This window comes from Streptomyces sp. AB3(2024) (genome assembly GCF_041862025.1).
In the GTDB taxonomy this organism is placed as follows: Bacteria; Actinomycetota; Actinomycetes; order Streptomycetales; family Streptomycetaceae; genus Streptomyces.
On the sequence record NZ_JBGWAB010000093.1, the window covers coordinates 1 to 12230 of the forward strand.

The following is a 12230-nucleotide window of genomic DNA, read 5'->3' on the forward strand; positions in this document are numbered from 1 at the left end:
GGGCGGGGAGGATTTGTTTAACCCCCCCCCCCCCCCCCCCCCCCCCCCCCCCCCCCCCCCCCCCCCCCGCCCCCCCCCCCCCCCCCCCCCCCCCGCCCCCCCCCGGCCCGGGTGGCGGGGCGTGACCCGGTGTCAGGGTGTCGGGCGGCCCGCCTCCAGGTACAGCGGGTGGCCCCGCTCACGGGCGCGCAGGGCCCAGCGCAGCCGTTCGTAGCGCTGTGGGGGCAACAGCCCGGCGGCCTCCGTCTCGGTGACGAACCGCCAGGCGCGCAGCTCCGGCCCGGGGAGCCGCAGGCGCGCCGTGTCAGCCTCCGTCAGCCGGCCGCCGTCGAACAGCAGCCGCAGGCCCCCGTAGGCAGGTGCTCGGGGCGGCTCCCAGTCGACCACGAGCAGCCCCGGGACACGGTCCAGCGTCAGGCCCAGCTCCTCCGCGACCTCCCGTACGCCCGCGCACGCCGGTGCCTCGCCCGCCTCGACCACGCCGCCCGGGAACTCCCAGCCCGGCTTGTACGTCGGATCCACCAGGAGCACCCGGTCCCGGTCGTCGAAGAGCAGCACCCCCGCCGCCACCGTCTCCCGCGTCGGCTCCGGGGTCTGCACGATGTCGCAGATCCCCGCCGCGTCGGTGCGGACGGCCTCGGCGATCCGCTCGGCGGTCTCCCGTACCGTCAGCGGACCGTTGTCGATGACGTGCGCGTCGGCGGTGAGCCAGCCCAGCGCCTGCCGGTACACCGGGATGTGGTCGTACGCCCAGGTCTTGTCCCGGGGGTCCGCCGGTTCGGGCTCCGCCTCCTGACGCCGTGCGATGCGCTCCCGCAGGATCGTTTCCGCAGGAGCCAGGAGCACGTGTCGCACCGGTATCCGGCGCGCGGCCAGGCCACCGAAGATCTCGTCGCGGTACTCCTGGCGCAGCAGTGTCATCGGCACCACCAGCACCCCGCCCAGCTCCGCGAGCATCGCCGCGGCCGCGTCCACGACGAGCCGCCGCCAGCTCGGCAGGTCCTGGTAGTCGCAGACCTCGGCCAGGCGTTTGTGCGGCAGGAGCCGACGCACCGCGTCGCCCACGACCTCCGGGTCGTACAGGGTGCCGTCGGGCAGGAGCCCGGCCAGTTCGCGCGCCGTGCTGGTCTTCCCGGCACCGAACGTGCCGTTGATCCAGACAATCACGTATACCCCTCTCCCAATGGCTCGTCTCCGAAGCCCCCTGAGGCTTGCCCGCACCACCCTGCCACGGAAACCCGCTCACCGGCCGAGTGCTTATCCTCAAGGTCAGCGGCGGGATCGAAGCCCCGCCACCGTCACCTCCGGAGGTTCCCCCGCCGTGCCGCAGACCCGCCAGCCGTCCGAGCCCCGCTACGGCAACCGGCCGACCATGAAGGACGTGGCGGCCCGGGCGGGCGTGGGACTGAAGACGGTCTCACGGGTCGTCAACGGCGAGCCGGGGGTCACCCCCGACACCGAGCGGCGGGTCCAGGAGGCCATCGAGGCCCTCGGCTTCCGCCGCAACGACAGCGCGCGCGTGCTGCGCAAAGGCCGCACCGCGACCGTGGGCCTGGTCCTGGAGGACCTCGCCGACCCCTTCTACGGGCCCCTCAACCGGGCCGTGGAGGAGGTGGCCCGGGCGCACGGCGCCCTGCTCATCAACGGCTCCAGCGCCGAGGACCCGGACCGCGAGAAGGAGTTGGCGCTCGCGCTGTGCGCCCGCCGCGTGGACGGCCTGATCGTGATCCCGGCCGGGGAGGACCACCGCTACCTGGAGCCCGAGATCCGCGCGGGCGTGGCCACGGTGTTCGTGGACCGTCCGGCCGGCCGGATCGAGGCGGACGTGGTCCTCTCCGACAGCTTCGGCGGCGCCCGGGACGGGGTGGCCCACCTGATCGTCGGCGGCCACCGGCGGATCGGGTTCATCGGCGACGACCCCCGCATCCACACCGCCACGGAACGTCTGCGCGGCTACCGCGAGGCCATGGGCGGGGCGGGCCTGCCGGTGGCCGACGCGTGGGTGTCGCTCGGCGCGACGGCCCCCGGCCGGGTCACGGCGGCGACCCGGTCGATGCTGGAGGGACCCGATGCGGTGACGGCGGTCTTCGCGGGCAACAACCGGGTGACCGTGACGGTGGTCCGCGTCCTGGCCGAACACCCGCGCCCCGTGGCGCTGGTCGGCTTCGACGACTTCGAGCTGGCCGACCTGCTGCGCCCGGGCGTCACCGTGGTGGCCCAGGACGCGGCGGCCCTGGGCCGGGTGGCCACGGACCGCCTCTTCCAGCGCCTGGCCGGTGCCACCTTGCCCCCGTCCCGCATCGAACTCCCCACCCGCCTGATCCCCCGCGGCTCGGGCGAACTCCCGCCGCTCTACTGAGCTCCGAGCAGCGGCGCCAGGGCGTGGGATCCCCGGCAGGAACGCCCGGCCGGCCGGTGCGGGCGCCTCCTGGAGCAGCCTCGCCTTGATCCGGCGCCAGGCCCCTGCCCGGCGGGCCGGGGCCTCTCCCGGTCTGCACGGCGAGATGGGCATGACAGAGCCGGTCATTTCATCCTTGGTCGGCAGAAGTGCCGCGAACGCGCCGCAGCCCCGGCCGGAAGCGTCCGGGCGGGGCTGCGGGTCAGGTGTCGGCGGGGAACGGTCAGGCGGTCGCCGTCAGGGTGGCCGAGCGGCGGGGGATGGCGAAGGCGTCGAGTTCGGCGCGGGTCAGGCCCGTCAGGGCGGTGACCTCGTCGGCGCCGACCGCGCCGCAGTCCAGGCCGCGGACCAGGTAGCCGGCCAGGGCCTTCGCGGTGGCGGGCTCGTCCATCACGTCGCCCTCGATCTTGGCCACGTACGCCTTGAGGCGCGCGGCCGCGGCTTCCAGGCCCTCGCGGTAGAACGTGAACACCGCCGCGTAGCGGGTCGGGAGGTGGCCCGGGTGCATGTCCCAGCCCTGGTAGTAGGCGCGGGCCAGGGCGCGTCGGGTGAGGCCGTAGTGGAGCTTCCAGGCCTCGTGGACCTTGTCGGTGGTGCCGATCGGCAGGACGTTCGTGGAGCCGTCGGAGACGCGTACGCCGGTGCCGGCGGCCGCGACCTGCATGATCGCCTTGGCGTGGTCGGCCGCCGGGTGGTCGCTGGCCTGGTACGCGGCGGAGACGCCGACGCAGGCGCTGTAGTCGAAGGTGCCGTAGTGCAGACCGGTGGCGCGGCCCTTGGCGGCCTCGATCATCCGGGCGACGGTGGCGGTGCCGTCCGAGGCCAGGATGGACTGGCTGGTCTCGATCTGGATCTCGAAGCCGATCCGGCCGGGGCGCAGGCCGCGGCTGGCCTCGAAGGCCTCCAGCAGCTTGACGAAGGCGCTGACCTGTTCGGCGTAGGTGACCTTGGGGAGGGTCAGCACGAGGCCCTCGGGGAGGCCGCCGTGCTCCAGGAGGCCGGAGAGGAAGACGTCCGTGGTGCGGATGCCGCGGTCGCGGACGTTGGACTCCATGCACTTCATGCGGATGCCCATGTACGGGGCGTTGGTGCCGTTGGCGAAGGCCTCGGAGACGAGGCGGGCGGCGCGGGCCGCGGCCTGGTCCTCCTCCTCGTCGGAGCGGACGCCGAAGCCGTCCTCGAAGTCCACGCGGAGGTCCTCGATGGGCTCGGAGGCGAGCTTGGCGCGGACGCGGTCGTAGACGGGGACGGCCAGTTCGTCGGGGATGCCGAGCACCTTGGCGAAGGTGGCGGCGTCGGGGGCGTGCTCGTCGAGGGCCGCCAGGGCCTGGTCGCCCCAGGAGCGGATGGTGTCGGCGGTGAAGACGTCACCGGGTACGTAGACGGTGTGGATGGGCTGACGGGTGCCGGGGTCGCCCGGGTAGTGACGCGCGAGTTCCGCGTCCACCGGCGCCAGGGAGGCGCTGATGCCCTCGCTGACCGCGCCTGCGAGGCTCGTCGCCACCTTCTCCTGCTGACCCATCGTGCACTCTCCTCTTTTCCGCTTCACGGAAGCTTAGATCCGCATAGCAGAATTTAGCCACGGGGTTCCGCTCCGTCAATGGTGCCTCCGCCGTCCTGGACAAACGACTCGGGGCCGTGCGGTGACAATCACCACACGGCCCCGGAGGCGGAGAGTGCGCAGGTCAGCGAGTGACCCGGGGTTTAGCCCTTGCGCGCCTTGATCTCGCCGGTCAGCTGCGGGACGACCTCGAAGAGGTCGCCGACCACGCCGTAGTCGACCAGGTCGAAGATCGGGGCCTCGGCGTCCTTGTTGATGGCCACGATGGTCTTCGAGGTCTGCATGCCGGCCCGGTGCTGGATCGCGCCCGAGATGCCGGAGGCGATGTACAGCTGCGGGGAGACCGACTTGCCGGTCTGGCCGACCTGGTTGGAGTGCGGGTACCAGCCGGCGTCCACGGCGGCGCGGGAGGCGCCGACCGCCGCACCGAGGGAGTCCGCGAGGTCCTCGATGATGTGGAAGTTCTCCGCGCCGTTGACGCCACGGCCGCCGGAGACGACGATCGCGGCCTCGGTCAGCTCCGGACGGCCGGTCGACTCGCGCGGGGTGCGCGCGGTGACCTTGGTGCCGGTGGCCAGGGCGCCGAAGGTGACGGCGAGCGCCTCGACGGCGCCGGCTGCCGGAGCGGCCTCGACCGGGGCCGAGTTCGGCTTCACGGTGATGACCGGGGTGCCCTTGGAGACGCGGGACTTGGTGGTGAACGACGCGGCGAAGGCGGCCTGCGTCGCGACCGGACCCTCGTCACCGGCCTCCAGGTCGACGGCGTCCGTGATGATGCCGGAGCCGATGCGCACGGCGAGGCGGGCGGCGATCTCCTTGCCCTCGGCGGAGGACGGGACGAGCACGGCGGCCGGGGAGACGGCGTCGTACGCGGCCTGGAGCGCGTCCACCTTCGGTACCACGAGGTACTCGGTGAACTCGGGGGCGTCGGCGGTGAGGACCTTGACCGCACCGTGCTCGGCGAGCACCGCGGCGGTGGCCTCGGCACCGGCGCCGAGGGCGACGGCGACGGGCTCGCCGATGCGGCGGGCCAGCGTCAGCAGCTCGAGGGTGGGCTTGCGGACGGCGCCGTCCGCGTGGTCGACGTAGACGAGAACTTCAGCCATGGGACTGCTCTCCTGCGATTGCGAAGTGTCTGGGGGCTACTGAGGGGGGCTGAAGTTCTTAGATGAACTTCTGGCCGGCCAGGAACTCGGCCAGCTGCTTGCCGCCCTCGCCCTCGTCCTTGACGATCGTGCCGGCGGTGCGGGCCGGACGCTGCGCCGCGGAGTCGACCGCGGTCCAGGAGCCTTCGAGACCGACCTCTTCGGCCTCGATGTCCAGCTCGTCCAGGTCCCAGGACTCCACCGGCTTCTTCTTGGCGGCCATGATGCCCTTGAAGGACGGGTAGCGGGCCTCGCCGGACTGGTCGGTCACGGAGACGACGGCGGGGAGGGAGGCCTCCAGCTGCTCGCTGGCGGAGTCGCCGTCGCGGCGGCCGGTCACGGTGCCGTCCTCGACCTTGACCTCGGAGAGCAGGGTGACCTGCGGGACGCCCAGGCGCTCGGCCAGGATCGCCGGGAGGACACCCATGGTGCCGTCCGTCGACGCCATGCCGGTGATGACCAGGTCGTAGCCGGCCTTCTCGATCGCCTTGGCGAGCACCAGCGAGGTGCCCATGACGTCGCTGCCGTGAAGGTCGTCGTCCTCGACGTGGATGGCCTTGTCGGCGCCCATCGACAGCGCCTTGCGCAGCGCGTCCTTGGCGTCCTCGGGGCCCACGGTCAGAACGGTGATCTCGGCGTCGTCCGCCTCGTCGGCGATCTGCAGCGCCTGCTCGACGGCGTACTCGTCGAGCTCCGACAGCAGGCCGTCGACGTCGTCGCGGTCCACGGTCAGGTCATCGGCGAAGTGCCGGTCACCGGTGGCGTCGGGCACGTACTTCACACAGACAACGATCCTCAGGCTCACGCCGACTCTCCTACCGCATCGTCTTTTACTGGTACCGCCTTGTGCAGGCAGCATAGGCGCCTCGTGGGGCGGATCCCGGTCGGGGCGGCCCGCGCTCCGAAGGGAATGTTACTCGTCAGTACACAGTGGGTCCCCCCAAGAGGCAAGGCCACCGAACTGTGATCTGGCCAACGCCGCCCGAACCCACCCCAGCAGGGACGATTCAGTCGCGCAACGCGTTGAAGCGCCCCTGGTGGTACAGCAGCGGCCGGCCCTCGCCCTCCGGGTCCCCGGCCACCGCCTCCGCGATGATCACACGATGCTCGCCGGCGGGCACCCTGGCCACCACCCGGCACACCAGCCAGGCCAGCACCCCGTCGAGCAGCGGCACACCGTGCGGCCCCGCGGCCCAGCCGGTGCCGGGGCCGAAGCGGTCCGCCCCACTGCGCGCGAAGAGGCCGGCGAGCTCCTGCTGGTGCTCGCCGAGTATGTGGACGCCGAGGTACTCGCAGTCCCGTACGGCGGGCCAGCTGGAGGAGCCGGTGCCGGTGGTGAACGAGAGCAGCGGCGGTTCGGCCGAGACGGAGTTCAGCGAGGTGGCGGTGAATCCGGCGGGCCGGCCGCCGGACTCCGCGGTGATCACGGCGACACCGGCGGCGTGGCGGCGGAAGACGGAACGCAGCAGCTCCGGCGATCCGGGCCGGGCCGTACCGCCCCGGGGACCGGGGGATCCGTCGGGGGACCCGTCGAGGGCCCCGGCGGGGGCCGCCCGGTCCGTACCGCCGGTGACGTCGGATGCGGTGGAGGCGTCAGGGGTGAAAGGTGCGTACGAGGCCGTCGGGAGCGTCGGGGCCGTCATGAGAAGACTTCCTTCTGCCGCGGGGATCGCGGGCACAGTCGAGGGATCGGGGGCCGAGGGCGTTCAGTGATCCCGACAGCGCGCGCTCGCGTAGCGGACGAGGTCCACGTGGACCCGCCCGTAAAGCAGGAGTTCATACCGCATGTCGTCAGCCTGGCGATCTCACGTGTACACAGTCAAGCCGCAACGGTCAGATGTCAGGCGCGTCACGCTGCGTGCGGGCGCACGGACCGGCACGCCCGTCATACCGCGGCCCCCAGGGCCGCGATCACGTCCGCCTTGCGCGGCATCCCCGCCGCACGCCGGACGATCCGCCCGGCGGAGTCCAGGACGAGCACGGTCGGGGTCTTCTCGATGCCGAGGGCGCGCACCAGGGGGAGGTTGCGCTCGGCGTCGATCTCGATGTGCGCGACCCCGTCGACCATGGCGGCGACCTCGGAAAGGATCCGCCGGGTGGCCCGGCAGGGCTGGCAGAAGGCGCTGGAGAACTGGACCAGACTGGCCCGCTCCCCCGGCTCGTGCCCCAGTTCGGCGGCGCCCAGCGGGCCCTGCCCGCCCGCGCCCCGACCACCCTGTTCGCGCCCCTGCACGCCCGCTCCCGTCCGCCCCGTCCGTATGTACGTACGCTGATCGCAGCACCCGTCCGGCGCCGCGCATTCCCCGCGTGACGAGAATCTCCCCGGGCACGGGCGTCTGGGCTGGCCAGCGCGCCGTGTTTGGGGCACCATCCCCATGGTCGCGTACCTACGCTTCCGTAACTTCCGGCCGGGAGCACCTCCCCAGGCAGAAAGCGGGGTCTCCCCACCATGGCTGAGCTCGTCTACCCCCCAGTGATCGGCGCCGCGCACACCCTCTTCCGTGCGCTGGACATCCGCATCGACATGAAGGGCACCGAGAACATCCCGCGCAAGGGTGGGGCGGTCCTGGTGTCGAACCACATCGGGTACCTCGACTTCATCTTCGCGGGCCTGACCGCGCGGCCGCAGAAGCGTCTGGTCCGCTTCATGGCCAAGGAGTCGGTGTTCCGGCACAAGGTGTCCGGCCCGCTGATGCGCGCGATGAAGCACATCCCGGTGGACCGCAAGCAGGGTGAGGACGCGTACCAGCACGCGCTGGACTCGCTGCGCTCCGGCGAGATCATCGGGGTGTTCCCCGAGGCGACGATCTCCCAGTCCTTCACCCTCAAGAGCTTCAAGTCGGGTGCCGCGCGCATGGCGCAGGAGGCCGGTGTCCCGCTGATCCCGGTCGCGCTGTGGGGTACCCAGCGGCTGTGGACCAAGGGCCGCCCCAAGGACCTCAAGCGCAGCCACATCCCGGTGACGATGCGCGTCGGCGAGCCCCTGGAGGCCCCGGCCGACCAGTACGCGGGGGCCATCACGCGCCGCCTGCGCGAGCGCGTGCAGGAGCTGCTGGACGCCGCGCAGGCCGCCTACCCGGCCAAGCCCAAGGGCCCCGAGGACTCCTGGTGGCTGCCCGCGCACCTCGGCGGCACGGCCCCGACGGCGGCGCAGGTCAAGGAAGCCGGCTGACCCACCCCCCTGCGGGGGCGCTCCACCGGAGCGCTCCGGCCGCGCACGCACCGTCGGCCGGGTCACTCCCCGTGTCGATGTTCGAGCGCGACGGGCCTCCCCGCGGATCCTTCCGCCGCGACGGGTCCCCCTGCGGATCCTTCCGCCCTCCACCCGTCCGGCGTAACGTCCTGATCGCAGCACGTTACCGGGACGCGGAGGGGGTTCGCCGGTGGGCGGGTTCGGGCGGTATCTGGCAGCGGCACTCGCCGCTCGCTTCGCCTCCGAGGGCATGGGCATGGGCGTGGTGCTGCTGGCCCTGGAGCGGACGGGGAGCGCCGCACACGGGGCGTTCGTCCTGACGGCCTGGATGGCCCCGCACGTGCTGGCCGCGCCGCTCGCGGGCGCCGCCGCGGCGCGGGCGCGACGGCCCCGGCTGTTCTACGCGGGCGCGCTGGCCGGTTTCACGGCCGCCGTGGCCGCGCTGGCGGCACTGCTGGGCCGGGCCCCGGTGCCGGTGGTGCTGGCGGTGGCGGTACTGGGCGGTTCCTGCGGGCCGGTGGTGACGGGCGGGCTGTCGAGCCTGGTGGCGGGGCTGGTCCCGGAGGGCCCGGGGCGCGACCGGGCGTACGGCTGGGACGCCTCCACGTACAACGCGGCCTCGGTCACGGCCCCGGCTGCGGTCGGCCTGGTCGGGGCGATGGTATCGGCTGGGCCCGCGATGGGGGTGCTGGCGCTCTCCGCGGCACTGGCGGCGGCGCTGGCCGCGTCCCTGCCGTACGGGGACCCTGGCGTGAGCCCGCATGAGGAGGCCTACGAGGGCCGGGGCGCGGGCCCGCCGGGCAAGGCGCCCCGGGCCGGCCTGGGCGCGGGGCTGGCCACGCTGTGGCGGGTCCGGGAACTGCGGGCGATCACCTCGGCGACGACGCTGGCCTTCGTCGGTGTCGGAGCGCTGACCACCACCTCGGTGCTGCTGGCCCGCGGGCTCGGCAGGCCGGGCACGGGCGGGGTGTTGATGACGGCCTTCGCGGTGGGTGCGCTGGCCGGGTCGCTGACGCTGGGCCGGATGACGTCGGTGGCGCCCGGACGGCTGGCCCGCTGGGCCATGGCGGGGACGGGGGCCGCCCTCGGGGTGGCGGCGTTCGCGCCGTCGGTCGCGCTGACGGCGGCCGCGTTCGCGGCGGCGGGGGTGTGCGACGGGCCGCTGCTGACGGCGACGCTGCGGATCCGCTCGGAGCACGCCCCGGGTTCGGTGCGGGCCCAGGTGTTCACCCTGGGGGCGGGGCTGAAGGTGACGGCGGCCTCGACGGGTGCCGCCCTGGTCGGGCTGGCCGCCGGCGCGCCTCCGTGGACGCTGCTGCTCGGGATCGCCGTGCTGCAGCTCGCGGCCGCCGCGCTGCACCTGCTGGTGTCGGCGCGCGGGCGGGTGGCGCGGGTCCCGGCTACAGGGCGGCCGGCAGCTTCCGCCACAGCTCCTGCCGGTCGGCGGACTCCTGGAGGGCCTTGAGCACGGCGGGGTGCGGGGCGGCGTGGAGCTCGGGGTGGTCGACCTCGCCGAGTTCCGGGCGTACGGGGAAGGCGAGCCGCTCGTGGTCGAGGGTGAACCGGGCGTCGACACCGGGCTTGTTGCCGCGCGGGTCGACGCGGGCCCAGCGTCCGGCGCCGGGCAGCCGCAGGGCCACCAGGCCGTGGACCACCGCACGGGAACCGTCGTCGTCGGCGAGCAGCTGGTAGCAGAGGGCCGCGGGGATCCCCTGGGCGCGCAGCAGGGCGACGAGGGCGTGGGATTTGGCGTAACAGATGCCGTTGCGCGTGGCCAGCACGTCGGAGGCGCGCCAGGAGACCCGTGCGTCCCCGGAGTCGGCGGAGTGCGGGATCGTGTCGCGGACGAATTCAAAGGCGGCTTCGGCGTATGAATATGCATCGCCGGTGGCGGTCCAGAGGGCGTCTGCGGTTTCCTGCACCAGGGGATGCCAGTGGTCGATGGCTTCGTCGGACGCCAAGTAGGCGTGAATATCCGGGTTCTGCTGGATGAGTTCCATGATCTGCAGCATAGGCATGCCTCCGACCGCAGATCAATGGATTTGCGGTCGGAGGCATATATATTCAGTTTGAGGGGAGGTGGCTACCGGGCCAGCTCCTCCTTGAGGGCCTGGAGGAAGCCGTCCACGTCCTCCTCCTGGGTGTCGAAGCCGCACATCCAGCGGACGTCACCGGCCGCCTCGTCCCAGAAGTAGAAGCGGTAGCGCTGCTGGAGCCGGCGCGTGACCTCGTGCGGCAGCCGCGCGAAGACGGCGTTGGCCTGCACCGGGTAGAGGATCTCCACCCCGTCGGTCTCGCGGACACCGGCCGCGAGCCGCTGCGCCATCGCGTTGGCGTGGCGGGCGTTGCGCAGCCACAGGTCCTTCGCGAGCAGCGCTTCGAGCTGCACCGAGACGAAGCGCATCTTGGAGGCGAGCTGCATCGACATCTTGCGGACGTGCTTCATCTGCCGGACCGCGTCCGGGTTCAGCACCACCACGGCCTCGCCGAACATCATGCCGTTCTTCGTGCCGCCGTAGGACAGCACGTCGACCCCGACGGTGTTGGTGAAGGCCCGCATCGGCAGGTCGAGCGAGGCCGCGGCGTTGGCTATCCGGGCACCGTCGAGGTGCACCTTCATGCCGAGGCCGTGCGCGTGCTCGCAGATCGCCTTGATCTCGTCGCGGGTGTAGACGGTGCCGAGCTCGGTGTTCTGGGTGATCGAGACGACCTGCGGCATCGCACGGTGCTCGTCCTCGAAGCCCCAGGCCTCCTGGTCGATCAGCTCGGGAGTGAGCTTGCCGTCCGGCGTCGGTACGGCGAGCAGCTTGATGCCCGCCATCCGCTCGGGCGCACCGCCCTCGTCCACGTTGATGTGGGCGCTCTTGGCGCAGATCACCGCGCCCCAGCGGTCGGTCATGGCCTGGAGGGCGGTGACGTTGGCACCCGTGCCGTTGAAGACCGGGAAGGCCTGCGCGGTCGGCCCGAAGTGGCTGCGGAAGATCTTCTGCAGGTGTTCGGTGTACTCGTCCTCGCCGTAGGAGACCTGGTGGCCACCGTTGGCGAGCGCGACGGCGGCGAGCACCTCGGGGTGCACGCCCGCGTAGTTGTCGCTGGCGAATCCGCGCACGGCCGGGTCGTGGTGACGCCGGGCGTCGGTCTTGCCGGTCTCGGTCCTCACGGTTGCGGGGTGAGCCACAGACGCTGTCCGTTCACTTCGGAGGCGGGCAGCTCCCACACGCCGGCGATGGCCTCGGCCAGCTCCTTGACGTCGGTGAAGCCCGCGAACTTCGCATTGGGACGCTCGGCGCGCATCGCGTCGTGCACCAGTGCCTTGATGACCAGGATCGCAGCCGCGGCGCTCGGGCCGTCCTCCCCCCCGGCCTTGCGGAAGGAATCCGCCATGGCGAGGGTCCAGGCCTCGGCGGCCGCCTTGCCCGCGTTGTACGCGGCGTTGTTGGCGACCGGCTTGTGCGCGCCGGACTGGCTGATCAGCACGTAGCGTCCGCGGTCGCTGCGCAGCAGGCCGTCGTGGAAGGCCAGCGAGGTGTGCTGGACGGTGCGGATGAGGAGCTTCTCCAGGAAGTCCCAGTCCGCGAGGTCCACGTCGGTGAAGGTCTTGCTGCCGCGCCAGCCGCCGACCAGGTGGACGACGCCGTCGATCCGGCCGAACTCCTTCTCCGTGCGCTCGGCCCAGGCCTTGGTGGCCGCCAGGTCGAGCAGGTCGACCGTGTCGCCGGTGACGGTCGCACCGCCGTGGGCGTAGCGGGCCGCGTCGACGGCCTCCGCGAGCCGTGCCGCGTCCGCGTCGGCGGCGACCACGGTGGCGCCCGCCTCGGCCAGGCGGAGCAGGGTGGCGCGGCCGGCGGGGCCGGCGGCCCCGGCCACCGCCACCACCGCTCCACGGAGCGCGCCGTTGCCGTTCCCGGAGCCGTTCATCCGTTCAGCCTCCTG

Annotated in this window: 13 protein-coding genes; 3 read left to right on the forward strand and 10 right to left on the reverse strand. The window is 72.8% G+C overall.

What is annotated here, in order from left to right:
* Nucleotides 1–132: 132 nt before the first annotated feature.
* Nucleotides 133–1167, reverse strand: a complete 1035-nt coding sequence (locus ACEPPI_RS28465) for an NUDIX domain-containing protein (protein ID WP_373918129.1) — start codon at nt 1165–1167, stop codon at nt 133–135.
* A 205-nt stretch (nt 1168–1372) separates the two neighbouring features.
* Between ACEPPI_RS28465 and ACEPPI_RS28470 the strand changes: the two genes are divergently transcribed.
* Nucleotides 1373–2359 (forward strand): LacI family DNA-binding transcriptional regulator, encoded by a 987-nt coding sequence (locus ACEPPI_RS28470; protein WP_373918160.1) that lies wholly within the window; start codon nt 1373–1375, stop codon nt 2357–2359.
* Between the two features lie 262 nt (nt 2360–2621).
* Here the strand turns inward: ACEPPI_RS28470 and ACEPPI_RS28475 are convergent, their stop codons facing one another.
* The 6 genes from ACEPPI_RS28475 to ACEPPI_RS28500 form a co-directional block, all read right to left on the reverse strand.
* On the reverse strand, nt 2622–3920 hold the full coding sequence (locus tag ACEPPI_RS28475) for an aldolase (protein WP_373918130.1): 1299 nt from the start codon (nt 3918–3920) through the stop codon (nt 2622–2624).
* Nucleotides 3921–4102: 182 nt separating this feature from the next.
* Nucleotides 4103–5065, reverse strand: a complete 963-nt coding sequence (locus tag ACEPPI_RS28480; RefSeq protein WP_373918131.1) for an electron transfer flavoprotein subunit alpha/FixB family protein — start codon at nt 5063–5065, stop codon at nt 4103–4105.
* Between the two features lie 58 nt (nt 5066–5123).
* Nucleotides 5124–5909, reverse strand: a complete 786-nt coding sequence (locus ACEPPI_RS28485) for an electron transfer flavoprotein subunit beta/FixA family protein (protein WP_030232828.1) — start codon at nt 5907–5909, stop codon at nt 5124–5126.
* Nucleotides 5910–6111: 202 nt separating this feature from the next.
* Entirely contained in the window at nt 6112–6747 is a 636-nt protein-coding gene (locus ACEPPI_RS28490; RefSeq protein WP_373918132.1) for a flavin reductase family protein, read from the reverse strand.
* 63 nt (nt 6748–6810) lie between these two features.
* Complete coding sequence (locus ACEPPI_RS28495; protein ID WP_351032633.1) at nt 6811–6891, reverse strand: putative leader peptide; 81 nt, start codon at nt 6889–6891, stop codon at nt 6811–6813.
* Between the two features lie 98 nt (nt 6892–6989).
* The gene (locus ACEPPI_RS28500) at nt 6990–7337 is read right to left on the reverse strand and encodes a thioredoxin family protein (protein ID WP_373918133.1); all 348 of its coding nucleotides are present in this window, start codon (nt 7335–7337) and stop codon (nt 6990–6992) included.
* Nucleotides 7338–7553: 216 nt separating this feature from the next.
* Between ACEPPI_RS28500 and ACEPPI_RS28505 the strand changes: the two genes are divergently transcribed.
* Nucleotides 7554–8276, forward strand: coding sequence for a lysophospholipid acyltransferase family protein (locus ACEPPI_RS28505; RefSeq protein WP_373918134.1), 723 nt, complete (start codon nt 7554–7556; stop codon nt 8274–8276).
* Between the two features lie 211 nt (nt 8277–8487).
* The gene (locus ACEPPI_RS28510) at nt 8488–9762 is read left to right on the forward strand and encodes an MFS transporter (RefSeq protein ID WP_373918135.1); all 1275 of its coding nucleotides are present in this window, start codon (nt 8488–8490) and stop codon (nt 9760–9762) included.
* Here ACEPPI_RS28510 and ACEPPI_RS28515 read toward each other — a convergent pair.
* The 3 genes from ACEPPI_RS28515 to ACEPPI_RS28525 all read right to left on the reverse strand — a co-directional run bounded on the left by ACEPPI_RS28515 (nt 9698) and on the right by ACEPPI_RS28525 (nt 12215).
* Entirely contained in the window at nt 9698–10297 is a 600-nt protein-coding gene (locus tag ACEPPI_RS28515) for a transglutaminase family protein (RefSeq protein WP_373918161.1), read from the reverse strand. The two genes, ACEPPI_RS28510 and ACEPPI_RS28515, sit on opposite strands and share 65 nt — an antisense overlap.
* Before the next feature lie 83 nt (nt 10298–10380).
* On the reverse strand, nt 10381–11475 hold the full coding sequence (locus tag ACEPPI_RS28520) for a low specificity L-threonine aldolase (RefSeq protein ID WP_373918136.1): 1095 nt from the start codon (nt 11473–11475) through the stop codon (nt 10381–10383).
* Nucleotides 11454–12215 (reverse strand): SDR family NAD(P)-dependent oxidoreductase, encoded by a 762-nt coding sequence (locus tag ACEPPI_RS28525; RefSeq protein ID WP_373918137.1) that lies wholly within the window; start codon nt 12213–12215, stop codon nt 11454–11456. Before ACEPPI_RS28525 ends, ACEPPI_RS28520 begins: the two co-directional genes overlap by 22 nt.
* Nucleotides 12216–12230: the final 15 nt, after the last annotated feature.